Origin of the sequence: Streptomyces shenzhenensis, assembly GCF_003688995.1 — a bacterium.
In the GTDB taxonomy this organism is placed as follows: domain Bacteria; phylum Actinomycetota; class Actinomycetes; order Streptomycetales; family Streptomycetaceae; genus Streptomyces; species Streptomyces shenzhenensis_A.
The window spans coordinates 224,028-246,400 of sequence record NZ_PENI01000008.1; the positions used below are offsets into that span (position 1 = coordinate 224,028).

Annotated in this window: 23 protein-coding genes; all 23 read right to left on the reverse strand. The window is 73.1% G+C overall.

The window, feature by feature from the left end; all coding sequences use genetic code 11:
* Positions 1-46 precede the first annotated feature (46 nt).
* The gene (locus CTZ28_RS15905; protein ID WP_121890049.1) at positions 47-526 is read right to left on the reverse strand and encodes a RidA family protein; all 480 of its coding nucleotides are present in this window, start codon (positions 524-526) and stop codon (positions 47-49) included.
* Entirely contained in the window at positions 523-1,671 is a 1,149-nt protein-coding gene (locus CTZ28_RS15910) for a M24 family metallopeptidase (RefSeq protein WP_121890050.1), read from the reverse strand. The genes CTZ28_RS15905 and CTZ28_RS15910 overlap by 4 nt, the downstream gene beginning before the upstream one ends.
* A complete protein-coding gene (locus tag CTZ28_RS15915) occupies positions 1,646-2,638 on the reverse strand; it encodes a carbon-nitrogen hydrolase family protein (RefSeq protein ID WP_121890051.1) in 993 nt (330 codons plus the stop codon). The genes CTZ28_RS15910 and CTZ28_RS15915 overlap by 26 nt, the downstream gene beginning before the upstream one ends.
* Positions 2,629-3,861: a M20 family metallopeptidase gene (locus tag CTZ28_RS15920; protein ID WP_121890052.1), complete on the reverse strand. Its 1,233-nt coding sequence runs from the start codon at positions 3,859-3,861 to the stop codon at positions 2,629-2,631. The genes CTZ28_RS15915 and CTZ28_RS15920 overlap by 10 nt, the downstream gene beginning before the upstream one ends.
* On the reverse strand, positions 3,861-5,141 hold the full coding sequence (locus CTZ28_RS15925; protein WP_121890053.1) for a mandelate racemase/muconate lactonizing enzyme family protein: 1,281 nt from the start codon (positions 5,139-5,141) through the stop codon (positions 3,861-3,863). The genes CTZ28_RS15920 and CTZ28_RS15925 overlap by 1 nt, the downstream gene beginning before the upstream one ends.
* A complete protein-coding gene (locus tag CTZ28_RS15930; RefSeq protein ID WP_121890054.1) occupies positions 5,138-6,364 on the reverse strand; it encodes an aminotransferase class I/II-fold pyridoxal phosphate-dependent enzyme in 1,227 nt (408 codons plus the stop codon). Before CTZ28_RS15930 ends, CTZ28_RS15925 begins: the two co-directional genes overlap by 4 nt.
* Before the next feature lie 307 nt (positions 6,365-6,671).
* Complete coding sequence (locus CTZ28_RS15940) at positions 6,672-7,427, reverse strand: GntR family transcriptional regulator (RefSeq protein WP_121890055.1); 756 nt, start codon at positions 7,425-7,427, stop codon at positions 6,672-6,674.
* Positions 7,428-7,431: 4 nt separating this feature from the next.
* Positions 7,432-8,142 carry an amino acid ABC transporter ATP-binding protein gene (locus tag CTZ28_RS15945; protein ID WP_220795347.1) on the reverse strand — a complete coding sequence of 237 codons (711 nt, stop codon included), beginning with the start codon at positions 8,140-8,142 and terminating at the stop codon, positions 7,432-7,434.
* A 246-nt stretch (positions 8,143-8,388) separates the two neighbouring features.
* Positions 8,389-9,111: an amino acid ABC transporter permease gene (locus CTZ28_RS15950; protein WP_121890057.1), complete on the reverse strand. Its 723-nt coding sequence runs from the start codon at positions 9,109-9,111 to the stop codon at positions 8,389-8,391.
* The gene (locus CTZ28_RS15955; RefSeq protein WP_259471639.1) at positions 9,112-10,035 is read right to left on the reverse strand and encodes an ABC transporter substrate-binding protein; all 924 of its coding nucleotides are present in this window, start codon (positions 10,033-10,035) and stop codon (positions 9,112-9,114) included.
* A 202-nt stretch (positions 10,036-10,237) separates the two neighbouring features.
* Complete coding sequence (locus CTZ28_RS15960) at positions 10,238-10,927, reverse strand: NADase-type glycan-binding domain-containing protein (RefSeq protein WP_259471640.1); 690 nt, start codon at positions 10,925-10,927, stop codon at positions 10,238-10,240.
* A gap of 500 nt (positions 10,928-11,427) precedes the next feature.
* Positions 11,428-11,991 carry a phage tail protein gene (locus CTZ28_RS15965; RefSeq protein ID WP_121890058.1) on the reverse strand — a complete coding sequence of 188 codons (564 nt, stop codon included), beginning with the start codon at positions 11,989-11,991 and terminating at the stop codon, positions 11,428-11,430.
* On the reverse strand, positions 11,992-13,971 hold the full coding sequence (locus tag CTZ28_RS15970) for a putative baseplate assembly protein (protein WP_121890059.1): 1,980 nt from the start codon (positions 13,969-13,971) through the stop codon (positions 11,992-11,994).
* Positions 13,968-14,387 carry a GPW/gp25 family protein gene (locus tag CTZ28_RS15975; protein ID WP_121890060.1) on the reverse strand — a complete coding sequence of 140 codons (420 nt, stop codon included), beginning with the start codon at positions 14,385-14,387 and terminating at the stop codon, positions 13,968-13,970. Before CTZ28_RS15975 ends, CTZ28_RS15970 begins: the two co-directional genes overlap by 4 nt.
* 4 nt (positions 14,388-14,391) lie before the next feature.
* Positions 14,392-14,667 carry a PAAR domain-containing protein gene (locus CTZ28_RS15980; protein WP_121890061.1) on the reverse strand — a complete coding sequence of 92 codons (276 nt, stop codon included), beginning with the start codon at positions 14,665-14,667 and terminating at the stop codon, positions 14,392-14,394.
* A gap of 69 nt (positions 14,668-14,736) precedes the next feature.
* The gene (locus CTZ28_RS15985) at positions 14,737-16,635 is read right to left on the reverse strand and encodes a VgrG-related protein (protein WP_121890062.1); all 1,899 of its coding nucleotides are present in this window, start codon (positions 16,633-16,635) and stop codon (positions 14,737-14,739) included.
* Positions 16,636-16,645: 10 nt separating this feature from the next.
* Complete coding sequence (locus CTZ28_RS15990; protein ID WP_121890063.1) at positions 16,646-17,449, reverse strand: CIS tube protein; 804 nt, start codon at positions 17,447-17,449, stop codon at positions 16,646-16,648.
* A 3-nt stretch (positions 17,450-17,452) separates the two neighbouring features.
* Positions 17,453-17,887, reverse strand: a complete 435-nt coding sequence (locus CTZ28_RS15995; RefSeq protein WP_121890064.1) for a phage tail protein — start codon at positions 17,885-17,887, stop codon at positions 17,453-17,455.
* Between the two features lie 68 nt (positions 17,888-17,955).
* Positions 17,956-19,668, reverse strand: coding sequence for a hypothetical protein (locus CTZ28_RS16000; RefSeq protein WP_121890065.1), 1,713 nt, complete (start codon positions 19,666-19,668; stop codon positions 17,956-17,958).
* A gap of 5 nt (positions 19,669-19,673) precedes the next feature.
* The gene (locus CTZ28_RS16005) at positions 19,674-19,817 is read right to left on the reverse strand and encodes a DUF6760 family protein (RefSeq protein ID WP_121890066.1); all 144 of its coding nucleotides are present in this window, start codon (positions 19,815-19,817) and stop codon (positions 19,674-19,676) included.
* On the reverse strand, positions 19,814-20,275 hold the full coding sequence (locus CTZ28_RS16010) for a hypothetical protein (protein ID WP_121890067.1): 462 nt from the start codon (positions 20,273-20,275) through the stop codon (positions 19,814-19,816). The genes CTZ28_RS16005 and CTZ28_RS16010 overlap by 4 nt, the downstream gene beginning before the upstream one ends.
* Positions 20,275-20,718: a phage tail protein gene (locus CTZ28_RS16015; protein ID WP_121890068.1), complete on the reverse strand. Its 444-nt coding sequence runs from the start codon at positions 20,716-20,718 to the stop codon at positions 20,275-20,277. Before CTZ28_RS16015 ends, CTZ28_RS16010 begins: the two co-directional genes overlap by 1 nt.
* 58 nt (positions 20,719-20,776) lie before the next feature.
* Positions 20,777-22,327: a phage tail sheath family protein gene (locus tag CTZ28_RS16020; protein WP_121890069.1), complete on the reverse strand. Its 1,551-nt coding sequence runs from the start codon at positions 22,325-22,327 to the stop codon at positions 20,777-20,779.
* Positions 22,328-22,373: the final 46 nt, after the last annotated feature.

Below are 22,373 nucleotides of genomic sequence, written 5' to 3' on the forward strand. Positions count from 1 at the left end.
TCCCTTCCCCCGGCTGTCCCGGCGCGCGCCGCAACCGTATCCGGCGTCACGCGGAGCCCGGCGGCCGGCCGGCGTCCGCGACGGCGAGAACCAGGGAGACCTCCACGGGCGCGCCGGACGGCAGACTGCTGACGCCGATCGCCGCGCGGGCGGGCGGCGGCCCGCCCAGCAGTTCCCGTACGGCCTCGCTGGCGCCGTCGGCGACCCGGCTGTGCTCCGTGAAGTCCGCCGTGGCCGCCACGTACACCGTCATCGACACCGCGGAGGCCAGCCGCAGCCCGGCCGCCTCGGCGGCCTTCCGTCCCGCGTCCACCGCGCGCCGGGCGGCGAGCGCGGCCAGCGGCCGGGCGTCCGGGACGCCGAGCCCCGCCCCGAGGACACCGGTCGCAGCCATGCCGCCGCCCGCACGCGGCGTCATGCCCGCGGTGTGGACCAGACCGGCGGCGACCCGGGCACTGGTGTAGTCCCCCTGCGGCACCGGCGCGTCCGGTGCGGTGGGGTCGCCGACGGCGCGGTCGGCGGTCATCGCTGCGGCCCCACCGGGCACGAGGTGAGCACCTCGTGCCCGTCGTCGGTGACCAGGACGGTCGCGGACAGGCCGATGCCCGCCGTGCCCGCGATGCGCAGCGTGGGCACCACGTGGACCACCATGTTCGCCGCGAACGGCTTCTCCTCCGTCTCGCCGAGGGAGAGCAGATGCCCCTCGCCCCAGTCGGGCGCGAACGCGATGCCCACGGAGTAGCCGCTGCGCTTGCGGTAGGTGTGGGCAAGACCGGCGTCGGCGATGGCGGCCTTGCACGCCGCGTGCGCCTGCGCCGGGGAGCCGCCCGGCCTGACGTGGGCCAGCGCGGCGTCCCGCGCGGCGGCGCAGGTGACGGCCATTTCGGCGGCTTCGCCGGTCAGCGAACCGGTCCACACGGTGTGCATCAGCGGCGCGTTGTAACGGCCCACGGTGGCGGACATCTCCAGCAGCACCGCCTCGTTCGCGCCGATCACCCGGTCCGACCAGCTCGCGTGGATGGTGCCGGCCCGGGGGCCGGACGCGACGAAGGGCTCCATGCCGAAGTACTCGGAGCCACTGGCGATCATGCCCTGGAACGCGGCGGCGGCGACGGCGCGCTCACTCGCGCCGGGAACCGCGGCCTCGGCCGCCGCGAGCATGCCCGCGTCGGTGCTCCGCGCCGCGGCCCTGATCTGCTCGATCTCGGCGGGCGACTTGACCAGCCGGGCGGCGGCCAGCGCACCGTCGATGGAGCGCACCCGTGCCCCGCCGGCCGCCAGCAGGCCGCTCAGCCGGTCGTACGACTCCGGCGGCAGGAACCACGAGCGGGTCTCCAGGCCGACGGCCGTGGCGCCGGGGGCCAGTTCGGCCAGCAGGTCGGCGGTCGCCCGCAGCGGATCGGCGCTGTCAGCGAAGCCCTCGATGCGGTCCAGGTGGGTCGTCTCGCGGGCGTTGACCGTCTCGGTCTGCCGGGTCAGCACCGCGACATCGCCCCCGGCGGTGACGATCAGACACTGGTAGGTGTAGTAGCCGGGCGTGGCGTGACCGGACAGGTAGCAGACGTTCTCGGGAGTGTGGACGACGACGGCGTCCAGTTCCTCGCTCTTCAGCGTCGCGCACAGCGCGGCGAGCCTGCGGTCGTACTCATCGGCGGGGAAGACGGGCGGCATGGGCATCTCCTGTGGACGGGGGGACGGTGGTGAGAGGGGCGGCGGCGGACGGCCGCAGACGGATGGCCTCCGGGGGCGGTGACGCGGCCCCCAGCAGATCGGCGCGCAGCTCGGCGAGGTAGGGCAACTCCCGGCGGACCCGGGCCGTTTCGCCCGGATCGACGGTCACGACCCGGATGCCCTCCGCGTCGTCGAGGGCGGTCAGGGGGCGGCCGGCGGGGTCCCAGGCACCGCTGCGGCCGAAGTAGCGCTCGCCCGCGATGTCGCCGACGGCGTTGGAGACCAGGACGTAGACGCCGTTCTCGACCGCGCGGGCCGGGTGGTACACGCCGTACCGGTACTCGGTGTCGCCTTCCGCGAACGCGGAGCAGTACAGCACCGCGTGCGCGCCGGCCCGCCGGTGGGCGCGGGCGAACTCGGGGAACCCCGCGTCGTAGCAGATGCCGAGACCGACCGAGACGCCTTTGTCCTCGATGGTCACCAGGCCGGTGCCCGGAGCGAAGACGTCCCGCTCCGGGCCCCACAAATGGGCCTTGGCATAGTGTCCGGCCACCGCGCCCGCGGGGTCGATGACCAGGACGGCGTTGTACGGCCGCCCGGACCGGACGCCGGTGTCGTGCCGGGCGGCTCCGGAGGGTGCTGTCTCCCGCACCGGCCCGGGACCGGGCCGGTCGAGGGCAGCGCCGAGCACCACCCAGATCCCGGCGTCGGCCGCCGCCCGGGCCAGCGGCGCGAGCGGCGAGCCGTCGGCGGGGACGGTGCCCGGGGCGGGCACGGCGAGGGTGGTACCCGGTCCGGTCCGCGCGATGGCGGCGGGATCGTAGCCGCACGTGAACAGCTCCGGGAGAGCCAGCAGCCGGGCGCCGGCGGCGCCGGCCGCGCGCACCAGCCGCACGGCGGTGGCCAGGTTGGCGGCCAGGTCGCCGGGGACGGACCGCGCCTGGCCGAGCGCGATGCTCAGACCCATGCCGGCCCTCGGGTGCCCAGCACCTCGGTGAGGATCGCGCGGTACAGCCGGACGGACTCCTCCAGCTCGGCGACGACGATGTGCTCGTCGACCGCGTGCATGACCTCCAGCCGTCCGGGACCGCAGACCAGCGCGGGCACCCCGGCGGCGCGGAAGTGTGTCATGTCGCAGTTGACGGTGAGCCCGCCGAGGGAGTCGTCCGCGCCTTCGGAGGCCAGCGCCCGTCGGCAGAGCAGCACGAACGGGTGGTCGGGCGGCGTCTCGGACGGGCCGCCGGTGCTGGGCGCGCACTCCGCGACGGCGGCGGTGGCGCCGTGGCCGCCGGAGTCGAACGCCTCCAGGACCGCGCCGATCTCCGCCAGCACCGAGTCCTGGGTCTCGCCCGGAAGCAGCCGCCGGTCGAGCGTGACACGGCACCGCTCCGGGACGGCGTTGGGGGCCTCGCCGCCGGAGACCAGCACCGGGGTGCAGGTGGGCGGGCCGAGGAGCGGATGGCCGGGTCCCGCGAGCGAGGCGGCGTACTCCTCCAGCAGGGTGATCAGGGCGGCGGCACCGGTGATGGCATTGACCCCGGCGTGCGGGGTGGCGGCGTGCGCGGCGACGCCCGTGACCTCGACGACCGGGCGGACCGAGCCCTTGTGGGCGGTCAGCAGACGCATTCCGGTGGGCTCACCGACGATCACCGCGTCCGGCAGCCGGCCCCGGTCCCGCAGCGCGGCCACCAGATGCCGGGCGCCGGCCGAGTCGCCCTCCTCCTGGGAGACACCCGAGAAGACGATCTCGCCGTGCACGTCCGCGAGGCCGGCGTCGGCGGCACGGGCCAGCTCCACCGCGGCGCAGGCCATCGCGGCCAGCGGGCCCTTCGCGTCGGCGGCGCCGCGCCCGTACAGCCGTCCGTCGCGCACGGTCGGTTCGAAGGGGGACGTGGTCCAGCCGCCGCCCGCAGGCACCACGTCGAGGTGCGAGTTGAGCATCAGCGTGGGCCCGCCGGAGCCGAGGACCCGGCGGGCGGTGAGGTTCACCCGGCCCGGGGCCAGCCGCTCGGTGTCCACCTCGAAGCCGGCCCCGGCGAGATACCCGGCGAGCAGTTCCGCGGTGGTCTCCTCCTCACCGGTGGGCGTGGTGGAGTCGCAGGCGACCAGCGCGGTGAGCAGGGCGAGGACATCGGAGGCGGGGCCGGCTCCGGGGTCCGTGGCGGCGGGCGGAAGAGTGGAAGAGGTCATCAGGATCGTTCCTTGTGTCGTGCGGGACGGTCCGCCGCCCCATGGGTCGCTACGGGGCCGGGCAGGGGGACGGAGACGGCCTCGGGTGTGCCGGGCCGGCCGACGGGGGTGAGCCGCGCGGGGTCGAGGAGGACCTCCACGCCCAGTCCCGGCGTGTCGGGCAGCCGGACCGCCCCGTCGAGCAGTTCGAGGCCGGCCGCCAGATCACGGTCGACGTTGGCGCAGCCCCACAACTCGGCGACGGCCAGGCCGAGTCCGGCGGCCAGGTGGGCGGTGGTCGCACAGCCCAGTCGGCCGCAGTCCATCTGCCCCAGCGCGACGTCGAGTCCGCGTTCGCGCGCCACGTCGACGGCCTCGGCGAGCGCGGCGACGGTGCCGGCCTTCTCCAGCTTGAGATGGACCCCGTCGGCCGCGCCCAGGGCGGCGACCTTGCGCACGTCGGCCGCGTCGCGCACGTCCTCGTCGGCCCAGACCGGCACCGGCGACTCGGCGCGCACGCGGGCCATGGCCGCCAAGTCCCCCGGCACGGTGGGCTGTTCCAGCCAGGCGACCCCGTACCGGGCGAGCCAGGGCGTGGCGGCGAGCGCGGTGTCCGGGTCCCAGCCGCCGTTGGCGTCGGCGGCCAGCACGACCGCGCCGGGACCCGACACCCGGTCCGCGGCAGTGCGTGCCGCGGCGATGCGGGCCGAGTCGAGGACGGGGTCGCCGCCGACCCGGATCTTGACCCGGCGGAAACCGGACGCGGCGGCCACCGCGGTCAGTTCGGCCGCCTCCTTCGGGGTGCCGAAGGGGATCGCGGCGTGTGTCGGGAGCGGGCCGGTCCCGGCCGGACGGCCGGCCGCGGCCGCGCCGCCGTACTCCGCACGCAGCGCCACGGCCAGCGGGACACCCCGGCCGCGGGCCACGGCGTCGCGGTACGCCACGTCCAGGAGCATCGCGGCCGGCGGGCAGCGGCGGGCCACGGACGCGGCCAGCGCGGCCGGGTCGTCCCAGGCCGGATCGGTCACGGCGGGCAGAGCGGCCAGCGCGGCCACGATCGACTCGGTGGTGTGGTGCGTGGCGTAGGCACCGTTGCCGCGGGTCTCGGCCCAGCCGGCCCGACCGTCGCTCAGCACCAGCCGCAGCACGACCTGCACGAGTCGGTCGGTGTCCGCGGTGGTGTGCTTCAGCCGGCGCCGCAGGGGCAGCGCCACCACGCCGTACGCCGCCGCCCGGACCGTGCCGGCCGGCCGGTCCGTCCCGCGTACGGCCTCCGCGGCCGTCTGCCCGCCGCCGCTCATGCCGCCTTCACCGAGGAGACGACGCCGATGATCCGGTCCAGGGCGGCGTCCCAGACGGCCTCGTCCTGCGCGAAGCACAGCCGCATACGGCCGGTGCCGGCCGGCCCGAACTGGTAACCGGGGTTGACGACCACCCCGGCGTGCTCCTTCAGCGCCAGTGCCACGGCCTGGTCCGAAGCGCCCGTCAGCACCTCGGGGAAGAGGTAGGCGGTGCCGTAACTCGGGTTCACCCGCATCACCGACGAGGCGTTGATCTTCCGCACGGTGGTGTCGCGCAGCGCCTGGTACTCCACCAGCCGCTTCTTGAGGAAGTGCTGGTCGTCGGCGATCCAACGGGCCAGCAGGTGCTGTGCGTAGGACGGCGCCCGCAGCGCCGTGCAGGACTGCACGTCCTCCATCGCGTCGATCAGGGCGGCGGGCGCGGCGGCCACCCCGAGCCGGTAACCGGACAGCGACTCGGTCTTGGACGGGCCGAGCAGCGTCACGGTCCGCTCCGCCATGCCGTCCCGGGCGGCCAGGTGGAAGAACTCCTCGCCGTCGTAGACCAGCCGGCAGTACAGCTCGTCGGCGATGACGTGGAAGTCGTAGCGGCGCGCGACGTCGGCTATCGCCTCGATCGTCGCCTCGTCGTAGATGGCGCCGGTCGGGTTGTTCGGGTGCGAGAACACCATCAGCCGCGGCTTCAGGGCGGCCGCGCGCCTCAGCTCCTCCAGGTCCAGCGTGGGCCGCGCGCCACGGCCCGCCTCGCCCTCGTGAGGCCAGATCATGGGGATACGGCGCACCTCGGCGCCGAAGTAGCGCAGCATCCGCTCGGTCGACAGATAGTCGGGGTCGGGCAGCAGCACCAGGTCACCGGGGGAGAGGATCGCGGCGAGCGCGGTGAAGAGGGCGCCCTGGGTGCCGGGCGTGAGGATCACGTCGGCGGGTCCTGTGGCGGGGATGCCGAGCACGGTGGACACGTTCTCCGCGACCGCCTCGCGGACCCCGCGGTCACCGCGGTAGGGCGTGTACGTCATGCCCTGGCCGCCCGCTGCCTCGGCGAAGGTGGGCAGCGCCCACTCCGGCGGCGGGAAGCGGTGCGTGTCGGCGTAGGTGGCGTCCAGCGGCGCGGCGGGGCCGGGAGCGTTCTCCAGTTCGCGTTCGGCGTCCCGCAGCGACTGGCCGATCTGGCCGGTGAGTTCGGGCATGGACAGGCGCTGGATGGCCTGGGGGAGGTGATGCACGGTGGGCAGTTCCTCACTTGTCGGTGTGTCGAGGGGGGTGCCCCCGCCGCCGGCGCGGTCAGGCGCGTACGGCGGGGTCGCGGGCGGGCGGCACGGCGCCTCACGGGCACCGCGACGCCGCGGGCGTCGTCAGGACGACCCAGGGCTAGGGTCTTTCGTTTGGATCAGGCCGGATCAGGGAGCGGGGTCTGGTGCCGTGGATCGCAAGGCGGAGGAGGGCGGCAGGGCGGAGCCCTGACAACCGACGACAACGCCGCGAGGCGCGGTGCCAGGGCCCGCGAGCCCGGCATGATCCAAACGAGAGGCCCTAGGGGCCGTCGGGATCCGTGGCTGCGGCTCCGGCGGGTTGCTGCCGGCCGATGCCGCCGGCCAGCGCGGTCAGACCGCCGAGCACATGGTCGCGGGTGAGCAGCGACGACTGCGTGGCGTCACCGCTCCTGAGGGCTTCGAGGATGCGGGTGTGCTCCTCGACGGAGGTGTGCGCGCGGTCGCTGTCCGCCAGGTACAGCGCGATGTAGCGGTCGCTGCGCGCCCGGAGCTGGTCCAGCGCGCCGAGCGACGCCGGCATGGCGGCGAGCGCGTAGACAGTGTCGTGGAAGAGGCGGTCGAGCCGGCGCAGCAGCGTCATGTCGGCCCCGCGTGCCGCCTCGGTCTGACGGGCCAGCAGCTCGTCGAGGTCCGCGCAGCGTGCGGCCCGCTCCGGTGCCGCCGCCTGGGCGGCAGCGGCGGCGAGCATGCCCTCCAGGGCGGCGCGGCCGTTGTACACGTCGCGCGCGTCGGCGACCGAGACCTCCGCGACGATCCACTTCTGGTGGGGCCGGTCGATGACCAGGTTCTCGGTGGCGAGCCGCGACAGCGCGTCACGCAACGGGCCGCGGCTGATGCCCAGTTCACCGGCGAGCCGCTCCTGGCTCAGGCGCTCGCCGGGGGCCAGCCGGCCGCTCAGTATCCATTCGCGCAGCTGCTGGTAGGCCCAGTCCGTCTTGCGCAGGCTCCATGGGGCGGGGGCGACGGCCGATGCCGGTCCCTTCGGGCCCGTACCGTCGGGGGTGATCGTCGTCATGTCCTCACTCGCTGAGTATCTGGTCGAGGAAGCGCCGGGTGCGTTCCTGGCGCGGTGCGGTCAGGACATCTTCCGCCGGGCCGTCCTCCACGATCCGGCCATCGGCCATGAACACCACGCGGTCCGCGCCGCGCCTGGCGAAGTCCATCTCGTGCGTGACGACCACGATGGTCATGCCGCTGTCGGCCAAGTCCCGCATGACGGCGAGCACTTCGCGGGTGAACTCCGGGTCGAGGGCCGAGGTCGGCTCGTCGAAGAGCATCAGCTCCGGGTCCATGGCCAGCGCCCGGGCGATGGCCACGCGCTGCTGCTGTCCGCCGGAGAGCTCATAGGGATAGTGGTCGAAGTGCTCGGCAAGGCCGACCCGTGTCAGCAGGTCGCGGGCTCGTGCGTGTGCCTGTGCCGTGGGCATGCCCCGGGCCTTGCGCGGGGCGAGTGACACGTTCTGAGCGGCCGTCAGATGCGGGAAGAGGTTGAACTGCTGGAAGACCATGCCGATCCGCCCGCCCGCCGAGCGGGGAGCGGTGCCCGCCTTCGACAGCAACTCGCCCTGGAAGGCGACCGTTCCCTCCTGGAGGGGTTCGAGACCGGCCAGGCAGCGCAGCATGGTCGACTTGCCGGCGCCCGAGGGGCCGAGGACCGCCACGGTCTGGCCGTGTGTGACGGCCAGGTCCACTCCGTGCAGCACGGTGCGGGCGTGGTAGGTGCGGGTCATGCCCTGGCCCAGCAGGACCGTGCCGGGACGGGACGCCTTGGCCGTGGAGGAGCCGCCGGACGCCGTGGCCGTGGTGTCGGTGGAGGTCGGAGTACCACTGGGGGCACGCTTCATGTCGCTGTCCTGTCTCGGTCCTGTCGTGTTCGTGGACATGGGTCCGCTCGGTCCGGGTCGCCCCGGGAACAGGGGGCTCGGTGTGCGATGGCGGGCCGTCGTCGTACGGCCGGGCCGGTGCCGGGCGGGGGTTCAGCGGGCCGCGGGGTCGAGGGCGGCCGTGTCCGTGTGCTTCGTGACCGGCTGCCGTTCCCGCCGCGCCGCTGCCCGGCGGGTGACGTCGAGCCGCCGTTCGATCCAGCGCAGGCCCAGGGTGAGCAGGGACGTCAGCACCAGGTAGTGGACGGCGGCCGCACACAGGGAGCCGACGTAGTCGAAGTCGGCCGCGGCCTGCCGCTGCGCGGTGAGCATCAGGTCCTGCACGCTCACCACGGAGGCCAGCGCGGAGGTCTTCAGCATGCCGACGAACTGGTTCCCGGTGGGCGGCAGGACCAGACGCGCGGCCTGCGGCAGCACCACCCAGCGCAGGATCTTCGCCTCCGACAGACCCAGCATGTGTGCCGCCGTGCGCTGACCGCGGTCCACACCCAGCAGGCCGCCGCGCACGATCTCGGCCATGTAGGCGATCTCGTTGAGGCTCAGGGCGATCACCGCGCAGGTGAACGGAGAGAAGTTGAGGCCCCAGAGCGGCAGGACATTGAAGACGAAGATCAGCTGGAGCAGTACCGGGGTGCCGCGGAAGAGCCAGACGTAGCCGTCCACGAACCAGCCCAGCGGGCGGGGGCCGCCCTTGGCGAGGGCCAGCAGTACGCCGCCGGCCACTCCGAGGAGCATGGAGAGAAGCGTGAGTTCGAGGGTCAGCAGCGTGGCGGAGAGGAAGTCCGCGGAGACGGCCTTGTCGAGGAAGCCGCCCATTCAGGAACCCGCCGATCCGTCGGCCGACGCGGACGCGGACGCGGAGCCGGACGCCGCCGGAGACCCACTGGACCGGGCGCCGAAGTAGTCCGCCTCGGCGGGCAGTTGATACTTCTTCAGCAGGGTGCGGTACTCGCCGGACTGCACGAACAGGTCGAGCGCCTTGCGTATCGCCGTCGCCGTCTCCTTGTCGCCCTTGCGGACCGCGATGCCGATCTTCGTGTCGTTCTTGAAGGTCGCGGCGATGGAGTAGTCCTTGCTCTTGGCCATCGTGGTCGCCGCACCCGGGGTGGAGGTGTCGAAGGCGTCCGCCCGGCCGGACTTGACGGCCAGCATCGCGTCCTGGTTGCTCGGCAACGACATGATCTTCATCGTCGCCAGGCCCTGCTCCTTCAACTCCTTGTTGTACTCCTCCATGTACGTCTCGCCGATGGCCCCGCGGGTGACGGCGACGGTCTTCCCGGACAGGTCCTCGGGAACCTGGCTGATCTTCTGCGGGTTGCCCCGCGGAGTCAGCAGTGCCTCGCCGATCACGAGGTACGGCACGAAGTCCACCTGCGCCGCACGCTTGTCGGTGATGTACATCGCGGAGTTGACGATGTCGGTGCGGCGGCCGGCCAGAGCCGGGATCAGCCCGTCGAAGTCCATGTCGAGCGCCTTGGTCCCGAGCCCCATCGATGAGGCGAGCGACTCGATCATGTCTATGTCGAAGCCTTCGAGGTCGCCGCCGGACGACTTGGACTCGAAGGGCGGGAAGGTGGCGGCGGTGCCGTAGGTCAGCGTGCCGGACGAGACGAGGTTCTTGGGCGGGGCGACGTCGGCGCTGCCGGTCGTGGTCGTGTCCGAGCCTCCGCACGCCGACAGCGCGATGGTCATGGTGACGGTGAGACAGGCCGCCGCCGTGCGGGTCTTGAGTAGTCTCACAAGGCGCTCCTCATGGTGTTTCAGCAGCTCAGGAAGGACTGTAAACAGTTGCCAGTGACCTTCTTCGCGCCATGTGTGTGATCGATTGCAGGTTGGTTAAAGATATGTTGCGCCACTGTCGGTGAGGGAATAAATGCGCACCGTGCGCGCGGCGAGGGGGTGCGCCCGCCGCTCGGTCACCTGCTCGTGGCCGGGACGGGAGTCACTGGCGGCCGAAGAACTCCACCTCGGCGACGGCGACCCGGCGGTCGGACCGGACCCCGTAGGCGGCGTCCACCGTCAGCCGCACCCGTGTCACGTCCGAGCCGCGCACGTCGAAACTCTGCTGGCCGGGCGCGTCGTTGAGGTTGATCCCCTTGGTGGTGCGCGCGCCCTCCGCGGAGATCAGGGTGACGGTGATCTCCGACGGCCGTGCCTGGGCCAGGAATTCGTCCCCGTTCGCCGAACTTCCCGAAGTGATCAGCAGTTTCTGCAGCCGCACGGGACGGTCGAACTCCGCGTCCAGATACTGCCCCGTGCCGGACCCGCGGCCGGCCGGCGCCCAATAGCGGTTGCTGAACCCGTCGAAGGCCGCCTGCGCCCGGTGGGCCGGTGACTCGCTGGACGCACTCACCGCCACCGGGTGCAGCGGTTTCGGATCACCGGCGCGGTCCTCGGTGAACGTGAGCACGTCGGACAGGTGCGAACGGGCCAGCCAGGCCGCGGCGGCGAGCACGAGCAGCAGCACCGGCAGCGTCAGGCGCGGCCGGGGCCACCTGCGACGCTTGGACCTGGGCCTGCTCCCGGCGGCCAGCGGACGTTCCCCGCGGCCCCGCACGAGCCGACGCCACCAGGAGGGAGCGACGTCCGGCGTCGGAGCGGGCGCGACGTCGAGCAGTTCGCCGCAGCTCACGCAGAGCCTGCGGCCGTACGGGTTCTCCCGGCCGCACGCCGGGCAGCGCCGAGCGGCCGGGCGCGGCGGGGTGTCCGGCCGCGGCGGTGCCCAAGGCGGCGCGGCCGAGGGCGTGGCCGCCGTCTCCGGCGGGTCCGGGCGGTGGTCCGGTCCGCCGCCGGAGTCGTCGTGCCGGGGATCGCCGGGCCGCACCGGTGCCGCGGTGGGCCCCTCGGGCCGCACGGGGGCCGCCGTCGGCTCCTCGGGGTGTGCCGGGGCCGGGACGGGGGAGGGCGACGACGGTGGCACGGCCGGCGCAGGCGGCGGCGACGGGTGAGACGGGGGAGGCGTGGAAGCGGTCGGGGCCGGCGCGTCGGGCGGCCGGTCGCCGGTCCGTTCCGCCGTGCCCTCCGTTGTGCCGTCCGGCGTCTCCGCCTCGTCATCCCAGCCGAGGAACGCCTGGCAGGAGCCGCAGAAGCGGGTACGCGCCGCATTGCGGTGACCGCACTCGGGGCAGACCATCACACACCCGTCCCGTCCGACGCCACGACGACGTCCACCTCGTACGCGACATGCGCGGGCACCTCGGCGGCCATCAGCCGCTCCAGCCGCACCCGCGTCGGGGCGACGGCCGCTTCGTCCGCCACCCGCAGCCGCACCCGCACCCAGGCATCCGCCGACCCGGGCAGCGCCGACCCCGGCTCATCGGACCAGGACGTGGCGCCGCTCTCGTCGATCTCCGGTTCGATGCCCGTCTCCATCCGTACGGCAGCCGCCAGCCCGTGCCGCGTACCGCGCACGCGGTGCCGGGCCACCGCACCGCTCACCAGGGCGCGACGCCGGTCCACCGGCCGCTCCGGGTCCGCCTCCACCGCGACCCACCCGGCCAGCCAGGCCAGCAGATCCTCGGGCGCGGTACGCGGATCCAGATGGGCGGGCAGGTTGTCCAGGGTGAGCAGCACCGGCGCCAGCACCTCGTCCAGCGCGCTCAGAAAGCGTTCGGTGAACGGCTGATCCATGTAGACCGCGGGGAGCTGATGCAGCAGGGGATGGGGCGTCGGCAGTCCGGGAAGTCCTCCGCGCACTCACGCCTCCCTCACCCGGAGCTGGTGCTCGTAGCTGAACACCAGCGCATGCCGGTCGAGTTCGATCCTCGCGGTGGCCTCGGCGCGCTGCCCGCTCACCGGGTCCGCCGGAAACAGCCGTACGTCCTCGACCAGGTCGACACCGGGCACCCGCTGCAGGACCGCGAACACCTCCCCGGAGTGCACGGGCCGCCCGAACGGCCAGCCCCGCCCGTCCGGCCCGCCCGTGAGCGGGTTGAAGTAGCCGTACAGCGCGGTCAGGGCCGCGTCCCGCAGCTGCTCGGCCGCCGCGCCACGGCCCGCCACCACCGAGGCGACCACGGTGACGCCCTGGTAGTACGGCGGCTCCACGGCCAGCCGGGTACCGAGCGGGCGCCGCTCGTCCAGATACGACGCGATCATCGCCAGGGTGTCCCGCGGCGGGATCAGCTCCTCGAACCGGATCCGCCCCTGCGCATCGCCCCGCCCCGCCGGAACCACCAACAGCCGTACCCCACCCGCCTGTTCGCTCCCCTGGTCGCCCGGATCCCGGTCACCGGCCGGCCCGGCCGGGACACACGCCACCCGGGCCGCGTCCGGCGCCACCTCACGGGCCAGCAACTCGTAGTCGCGCGGCACCACGGCCCGGTGCAGGGTGCGCAGCGTCATCGGCCCCCGCACCCGCGCGTTCTCCACCGTCTCGCCGTCCACCCCGCCAAGCGCCGGCCGCCGGTTCTCCACCCGGGCCACGAACGGCAGCGAACTGCGCAGCACCCGCAGTGCGCCCCGCGCCACATTGCCCCGGTGCCCGCCACCCGTACGGTAGGACCGCACCCGCACCGGGGCACCCTTCGGCGGCACGGCGCCGAACAGCCGGAGCGTGCCGTCGGCCTCCCTGACGGCGGGACCGAAGTCCACCTGGCCGGAGTTGGGGTCCAGGGTGAAGTGGCGGTCGTACGGGGTGGAGTTCGCGAAGTCGTCCACCCGGGTCCACTGCGCCCAGCCGGAACCCTCCGCCACTTCCACCACGAACGGCTCCTCGCCCGTCACCACCGGCGGCCGGGCCAGCCGGAAACCCTGCCCCGCAACCCCCTCCGACAGGCCCAGCACCTCCTCCGCCACGGTCTCGGCGTGCGCGGCCACCACCGTGCCGCCGATGCTGAACGCGCTCGCCCGGCGCACCGTCGGAGACGCCACGTACGCCGGCTGGTCCGCGGCCGCCTCCACCAGCCGGCAGCGCAGCCAGCCGCCGGACCGCCCGGCGACCCGCGAGGCGGTGTGCCCGGCGGGCACGTGCAGGATGACCTCGCCCGCCCTGTTGAACCCCCCGGTGTCGTCCTTCTCCACCTCGCACGCCACCCAGGCGGCGCCGTCCCACGCCTCCCACCGCAGGGGCGGGCGGCGCGGGTCGACACCGACACCGTCCACCCGGCAGTCCAGCCGCAGCACCACCGCACAGCCCGGCACCGGACCTGACAGCCCGAAGCAGAGGCAGTCCCCGGGGGCGGGCGCGGAGCCGAAGCACGGCACATCGCGGCCGAGCGCCAACTCCTCCGACCGGTCCGTGGCGTTGCCGACGGCCGGCCAGGTGGCGAGATGGGACAGCTCGCACGGCGGCACCGACAGGTCCCGGCCGGTGGTGAACACCACCGCCTCCTCGGTCTCGGTGCGCACCGTGGCCACCTCCGTACCCGCCCGCACACGCACCGCGTCGGGCTGCGGCGCGGACAACCAGAACGTGACCTCGGTGCGGGCGGCCGTCGGTGGATACAGCCGTACGCCGATGAGGTCGAGGAAGGTCAGATAGTTCTTGTCCGGTACCCGGTTGAGCCGGTAGACGAGCTGATCGACCATGGTGGCGAACGCCTCGATCAGGGTGACTCCCGGGTCGGAGACGTTGTGGTCGGTCCACTCGGGACAGCGCTGCTGCACCAGCCGTTTGGCCTCGTCCACCAGGCCCTGGAAGCGCCGGTCGTCCAGATTGGGGCTGGGCAGCGTCATAGGGATCCCCCGCCCGCTCCCTCACCGTCCGGGATCACATAGAACGGGAAGACGAGGTTGCGCGGGTCGTTGGTGCCGCGCACCGCATAGCCGATGACGATGTACAGCACCCCGTTGTCCGCCTCGTCGAACCGTACGGCGACGTCCGCCACCTCGATCCGCGGCTCCCACCGCTCCAGGGCGAGTCGCACTTCGTAGGCGAGCTGCCCGGCCGTACCGGCGTCCGCGGGCGCGAACACGTAGTCGCCGAGCGCGCAGCCGAACTCGGGGCGCATCGGACGCTCGCCGGGCGAGGTGGCCAGGATCAGCCGGATCGACTCCTCGATCTCCCGTTCGTCCCTGACCAGCGCGATACTGCCGGTGGCGTCCGTGCGCGGCGGGAACGCCCAGCCCGCACCGATGAATTGACGTCCCATCAGGTCAGCCTCCGATCTGCACGGTCGGGCACCCGGCCGTGACCGGCGCACCGCAGACCGCCGTGTCACCCACCCGGGCGGCGGGCCGGCCGCCGATCAGCACGCTGGAGCTGCCGGGCGGGGCGATCGCCGACGGGGCGTGTGCGGCGGGTGAGGCGCACTGATGCGGGGTGCCCACGGTGGCCGCCGGCTGCCCGCCGATCAGTACGGTGGGCTCTCCGGGCGGGCCGACCACCCCGGGATGCCCGGTGGGATCGCCGACGCGTGCGGCTGCTGGCATGTGCTGTGCCCCCTGCCTGGTTCATCACGTTCCTGCGGTTCCTGGCGATGCGTTGCTCGAGACCGTCGTTCAGTTGATCCGCACGAGCGGCGCGTTGACGGACAGCGTGCTGCCGCCCCTGAGCTCGGTGCGGGTGGTGCTGCCCACCGCGACCTGGTTGCCCCGTACCTCCACCGCGCCGCCCGTGGAGAGCTTCACCTGACCGTTGCCGCCGTCCACTTGGACGCCGGTACGGGCGGTGAGCTTCACCGAGTCGCCGGTCAGCTCCAGCGTTCCGCCGCCCGCGTCCAGCGCGACCCCGTTGCCCGCCGAGATCGAGACCTGTTCCTTCGCCTCGATCTCCACCGTGCCGTCGCTGTGCACCACGACGGTGGTGCCCCGGCGGTCGAGGCTGATCCTCAGCTTTCCGTCGCCCGTCGACAGCCGTACGCCCTGCGGGCCGTTCGCGGCGTCCAGCAGTTCGAGCCTGTCGCCGCTGCGAGAACCGAACGCACGCTTGGTGACGGCGCCGCTGGTCGGGTCGACCGCCGCGGCGTCCTCCTCCGCCTGCGGACCGGTTCCCTGCCCCGGCCCGTCGCCCCCGCCGCCCGGCTTGTCCTGCCCGTTGTAGAGCCCGGCGAGGACGTAGGGGCGGTCCAGATGGCCCTGTTCGAACCCGACCAGCACCTCGTCGCCGACCTCGGGGATGAACGCCTCCCCGCCGCCGGTGCCGCTCGCCTGCGCCGTCCGCGCCCAGTCGCTCGCATACTCGTCGGACAGCCACGGGAACCGCACCTTCACCCGGCCCAGGCCCTCCGGGTCCTTGGTGTCCGTGACCGTGCCGTTCGCCAGCCCGGCACACCGGGCCCCCGCCCCCGCACCGGTTCCCGGGCCGCCGGTCAGCCCGAACAGCGAACGTTCCTGCTGCCCGGAGACCGTCACCCAGGTCTCGTAGCCGCGGACCGGGTCGAACACATGGCGCGACGAGGTCACGGTGTACCGGCCCTCGAAGGGGGCGCCGACGCCGGCCAGGGTGACCGCGCCACCCGCTCGCACCTCCGGGTTGCCCCGGATCACCGCCTCCAGCTCGGCGAACGACCCCGCGATCCGCGCGGCGAGCGCCTTCGCCGCCTGGTCCACCTGGGCCTGGTTCCCGTACGGCGCATCCGACACCACGAAGTCGGCCGCGCCGAACGGCCGTGCCACCTCGGCCGCCGTCACCCCCAGCTCCAGCGTCGCCGCGGAGCCCGCGTCGGCGCGGCCGATCAGCGGCTGCTTGGCCCGCACGTCCCAGCCGCGCACCTCCACCGCGGACACCTGTTCCGCGGCGGACACCCCGGCCCGGCAGCGCAGCAGGTTGTCACCCATCTCCAGGACCAGCGGGTTGCGGTCGGCGCGGGCGGAGGTGTCGGGGGCACCGCCCGCCGCGGTCGGCCCGGCCACATGGAGCCGGCCGTCCGTCACAAATGCCTGGACGCCCGCCTCCTCGGCCAGCGAGCTGATGAATTCCCAGTCGGTGATGTTGGGTTGCGCCACATGCTCGAGAACCGGGCCCGCCACGTCGATCGTGCCCGGCCGCAGCCCGGCCCGCCGTGCCACCTGGACACAGATGTCGGCCAGCGTCATGTTCTGGTAGCCCGCCACCCGGCGGCCCCGGAAGAGACGGTGGGACTCGTCCAGCCCCCGCACCACGGTGTAGGTCCCGGTGTCGTCGATCTCCACCTCCAGCGCCGTCACGCTCCCGGTCAGCAGCGGCCGGGGCGACGGACCGCCGTCGGCGCCGGCCAGCAGCCGTACCTCCGTACCGATCCGCACCCCCGCGTGGTCCAGCAGCACCCGGCTGGGGTCGCGGAACCGCAGCAGGAACAGGTCGGGCAGGGTACGGCTGTCGTCCACGTACCCCTCGACCAGGGTGTTCGCCAGGGCCGCAGGGAGCGGACGGCCGCCGAACTCCACCGTCAGGGACTTGGCGACGCTCTGATTGACCATGACGCCCGCCTCACCGGCCCCTGGCGTGTTCGTCGCCGCCCGTACCGTGCCGGCCCTCGGCCCGCTCCAGTTCGTCCAGGGCCGGGAGCAGCAGCTCGCGCCCTTCCGGCAGGCGCATCGGATCGTCGATCCCGTTCGCCTCCGCGATCGCCCGCCAGCCCGCCGGGTCGCCGTACTCACGCCAGGCCAGCAGCGCCAGTGTGTCCCCGGTGCGCACCCGGTGCACACGGCGCGCGTGCAGGGCGCCCGAGGTCGGGTTCTGCCCCGGGGTCTCCCCGGTGATCTCCTCCATGGTGACCTGGCACACCGCCCGGATCGGCACACCGGACGTGGTGAACAGGGTGTACTTCGCCTGCACTTGGCTGACGTAACCGGGGAAACCGGTGAGTCCGCCCCAGTGGAACACCACCCAGGGCGGTGAGGACCGCTGCTGCTGCCGTGTCTCGCTCGTCGGCACACAGCACGCGAACAGCTTCTCCACCGCGGTCACCACACTGGTGTCCTGGGTGTCGCTCGCGTCGAAGAACATCTCCACCGTGAGCTTGCTGGGCTGCGACCCCTGGTACTCCGGCGGCCCCGCGCTCTTCGCCCCCTTCGCCGGAGTCCGCTTCCAGGCCGCCGCCTTGGTCAGGGACAGCTCCTTGGGGTTGAACTGGAAGTCGATCCGCCCGCACGGCCCGCCGGGCGTCAGACTCCCGCCCGGCGGCGGGGTGCGCAGCTCCAGGTACGCGTGCTCCAGCTTGGGCCGGGCCCCGCCCCTCCGGGCGGCGGCCGCCCCCGCACCCGCCGCGCTGAACGCCACCGGGGAACCCACAGGTCAGTCCTCCATCGTCACAAAGCCGTGGTGGGCGATCTCGATCGTCTCCATGGCCACCTTGGGGGATTCCGGATTGAACGCGGGCCCGGTCCAGCGCACCGGCACCACCTCCAGCAGCCCCCACTTGGCCACCGGCCGCCCGTCGCCGGTGCGTGCCTCGATGTGGGCCGTCCTGCGTCTGATCCCGGTGGTCATGCTCGCGAACCACTTGGCCACCTTCTCGGTCTCCCGGGTCAGCGGCCTGGACAGCTTGATGTTCGGGTATTTCAGACGGGTGGGCAGCTGCCACAGATGGATGTTGTTGCCGCCCTCCTCGCGTTGTTCGAGCACGACCTCGCAGCCCAGGCCCTCGCAGGTGTTGAACGAGCCGAGTTCGATGCCGTCCACGGTGACGACGAAGCAGACGCTGACCGCCGGGTCGTCGGTCACGGCCATATGCCGTATCCCTTCTCTCTGTTCGGCCCGTGCGGTCCGCACGCGGCCGGTGGCTGGTCGGAGTCCGGTCAGTGCCTGGTGTTGATCAGGTGTCCGGCCCGTTCCCGGTCCAGCCGCAGCTCTGCCTTGAGCAGTCGGCTGAGCGGGGCGAACAGGGCGCGGACCAGTTCGTCGTCCACCTTCGGCGGGCCGCCGGGGCCGGGCCCGCCGTCCCCGGGGGCCGCCTGGGCGGTGGCCGAGGCTCCGGGAACGGGCTCCGGTGACGACGGGGCGGGCGGGTCGGGCAGATCGGGTGGGGCCGGGGGAACCGGGGGAGCGGGGGGATCCGGCTCGGTGGTCTCGACGTCGCGTTGCACGGGCGGGAGGAACCGCGTGGACCGAACGGGTCCGGCGGATAGGTCGGCTCGGGCGCGCTGGACGGGCGGCGGGAGCGGCACGGAGGCGTACGACGGCACGGTGGCGGACGGCTGCGCGGGCTGTGGTGCGGGACGCACGGGCGAGGCGGACACCGGCCGGAAGACGACGGAACCGTCGGCCATGCGCTGTGCCACCCCGGCGGCGACGGCCACCGAACCGGCGTCGACCGCCACCGGCGACCGGGACACGGCCGGGGCGACCGAGCGTGGGACGGCCGGCGGAGCAGGGGGAGCGGCAGCCGGGGCGACGGACCGTTGGGTGACCGGCACGGGCACGGGCCGTACGGAGTCCCCGGCGCTTCCGGCCGGGGTGCCGGTGTCCGAGGCCCGGTGTCCGTGAGCGGTGTGGGACCAGCTCACCGGCACCACCACCCGCTGCTCGGGGCCCTCCGACGCGCCGTCGGCCTCCGGTGGCCGCACTCCGGAGAAGAGTGGCATCGAACGCTGCGCGACGAGCGGCGCCGACGGCTCGCTCGACGGGCCCGGTCCGGGAGCCGCCGGTGTCCCGTCCGCGGCTGTCCGCTGAACGCGTACGGGTGTCGCGGCGGCCGTCGGCTCCGGGAGCGGACCGGTGACCGCCGTACGCAGGACGAGCGGGTCGTCGGAGAGCAGCGGCCCGGCGGGCGGGTCCGGTGACGGGTCGTCGGGCGACGGGGCCACGGCAGCGGGCTCGTCCGGTGACGGGGAAACGCTGACGCCGGAGGTGTCCTCGCGCCGGGCGGTGAGCGGCAACTCGGCCAGCGGCTCGCCGAGGCCGAAGGCGTGTGGAAGGCCGCGGTCGGGCGCGGCGGCCCGCTGGACCGGCGGTGCGGGCGGTGACAAGGTGGACGGTGCCGACGGTGCCGGGGGCGTGGGCGGGCCGGAGTGCGCGGCGTCGACGGTCACAGCGGTGAGCTGACGTACTCGCATGGCCGGCGGGCGGGCCGAGACCAGCGGCTCGGTCGAGGCCGTACGCCCCGCGCCCTCGGCGGCCGGTCCCGCCGTCCGCTGCACCGGCAGATCCGGCTGCGGCGCCCCGCCCGTGGTGTCGGCGCGGACCTCGCGGCCCACCGCCGGTGCCTCGGACGCGGCCGGTGTGGCGAGACCATGGCCCAGGCCGGACGGAGCCTGCGGGCTGACCAGGTGACCGAGCGGCGTGAAGAAGGACGCGTCCCGCCAGGTGTCCAGCGAGCCGCGGAACCCCACCGGATCCGTGATCAGCGCGGGCGCGTCCACCGTGCGCTGGAGCGGCGGCACGTCACGCCACCCGGCGGCCCGCACCGGCGGACTGCTCGTCTCCGGCGCGTGCGCGGGAGCCGGGCCCTGCGCACCGTCGCCACGCGGGTCACTGCCACGCCGGCCGGTCAGCCAGGACAGCCATCCCATCCGAGTCACCCTTCGTTGAGCCGGGCGACGTGCTGGACGTACCGCAGCCGGTCCGGGTGCTCTAGGTCGAGGATCTGGTCGAGGGACCAGTGGAAGTGGTAGGCGAGGTACGCGACTTCCTCGTGGAGCCGGTCGGCCGCGTACGTCATGATTCCCCCAGGCGACCACCGCCGGACAGGTCCACCGCGAAGCTCTCCTGGCACGCGGGGCAGGTGACCGCGGCGCGCGTGTGTCCCTCGGCGTTGATACGGCGGTAGAAGTCCTGGAGGAAGGCGAGGTCGGAGGCGAACAGATCCTCGACGATCCCCGGGTGGACATCCTCGATCGAGCCGATGCGCACGAGCACCCGGGAGATCAACACCACGGACAGATAAGCGGAGTTCTCCCGTACCCGGTCGTCCCGGAGCGGGATCAGCTCGTCGCGGGCGGTCGCGAGCCGCATGACCCCGCTGCGGTGCACGATCCCGGACTGGTCCACATAGCCGCGCGGCAGTTCGAAGACGAACTCGGTGCGCAGCGTGTCGACATGCCCGGTCCGGTCCGCCGCCGTGGTCGCCGCCGCGGTTCCGGGTTCGGCGGCGGACGGCGTGGCGATCGTACGCCGCATCAGTCGACTTCCACGCTCTCGTAGGTGATCGACAGTTTCTCGGTGAGCACGGAGGTGTCACCGGCCTTGAGCGTGCTGATCTCCAACGACTTGGGCCAGGCGTTGATCAGCTTGTAGCGCTTGATCGGGATGCCCTCGTAGTCGTAGACGATGATCGAGCCGTTGCGGCGGGCGTTGGTCATCTTCCCGAACCGGGAATCCTTGACCCACTGCTCGAAACTGTTGTCCTCCGTCAGACCGCGGGTGACGGTGACCTCACCGGCCTTGGGACGACCCGGGAGCTTCTTGATGGCGTATTTGCCGTCGGCGGTGTTCTGCTTCAACTCGATGACGTCCTGCTCCATCTTCAGACCGCTGACCTCGGTGATCTGTCTGATGAGCACGCTGTCGAATTCGAGGCCGAAGGAATGTCCTACGGAACTGTCGAGCTCGGGGAGCGGCATGCCAGCCTCCTAGTACTCCGGATTCTGTCGGTCGTGACGGCCCTCGCGGGCCGTGGCGTCACTCGTCGATTCCGCCCGACCCCGCCGAGAGCTGGGCGAGCCGGAACACCACGAACTCCGCCGGTTTGACCGGGGCCACCCCGACCTCACAGATGACCTGACCGGCCTCGATCGACTCCGGAGGATTGGTCTCGCGGTCGCACTTCACATAGAAGGCCTCGTCCGGCGTCAGCCCGAACAGGGCACCCTTGCGCCACTCGTTGACCAGGAACGCCGAAATGGTGCGCCGGATACGGGCCCACAACGCGTCGTCGTTCGGTTCGAAGACCACCCACTGGGTGCCGGCGAGGATCGACTCCTCCAGGTAGTTGAAGAGCCGCCGCACATTGAGGTACCGCCACGACGGATCGTCGGCCAGCGTGCGCGCGCCCCACACCCGGATGCCACGGCCGGGGAAGGCGCGGATGCAGTTGAGCCCGATGGGATTGAGCAGATCGTGCTCCCCCTTGGTGAGCTGCGTCTGCAGACCGACCGCGCCGCGCAGCACCTCGTTGGCCGGCGCCTTGTGCACCCCGCGCGTCTCGTCGTTGCGCGCCCACACGCCCGCGACGTGCCCGCTCGGGGGCACGAATGCGTCGCGGCCGACGGCCGGGTCGAAGACCTTGATCCACGGGTAGTAGAGCGTGGCGTACCGGGAGTCGAAGCCCGTCGTCTCCTCCCGCCAGGTCTTGATCTGGCGCGGGCTCAGGGCGGGCGGTGGATCGAGGATCGCGATCCGGTCGCCCATGGCCTCGCAGTGGGTGATCAGCCCACGCTGCACGGAGATCACCGTCTCCAGGTCCAGCGCGCCACGCTGGTACGCGCTCATCAGATCCGGTGCGGCCACCATCGTGACCTCCTCGACCGCCTCCAGCCCGCCGAACCCGGTGCGCTGGTCGGGATCGCCGACGTAGGAGTCGGTGGACAGCGAGTCGGGCACCCCGACGACCCCGCCGCCCGGCCCGGCACCGGAGGCCGTGGCCAGCGTCACCGATTGCACCGCGGGCCGGGCGGGCGCGGCCCCCTTGCCCGGCTCCTCCAGCCGGATGAGCTGCGACCGGGCCCGGACCTGGGTGGCCACATTGTCCTTGCTGCGCTTGGTGGTCACCGAGGGATAGGTCTCGACGACCTGCCCGTCCCGCTTCACGATCAGGGTGAAGACGTCCTGGGGCGGATCCTCGCCGTCGGGGTCGGCCACCTCCACGGTGATCTCTCCGGTGGCGCCGGGCAGCACCCGCACGGAGTACGGGCCGAGCTGGGCGGTGGGCCCCACCTGCCCGGCAGTTCCCTCCGCCGGGCCCTGTTCTCCGTCCCCGATCCGCACGACGTAGCAGATTCCGCCGCCGTTGGCGAAGTACCCGTAGACGGACGAGGCGAGGTAGGTCCCCTCGACGAAGTCGCCGAAAACGCTGAGGAACTGGGTCCAGTTGGTGATGAGGGTCGGCTCGTCGAACGGACCCTTCTGAGCGAACCCGATGAAGGCGGCGACCGAGGTCCCGACCCCCTCGATCGGTCGAGACCCGGATTCCACCTCTTCGACGTAGACGCCCGGGGACAGGTACGACGGCATACCACTCTCCTTGACCGGGTCTCCTCGACCAGGCCGACCAGTTGAC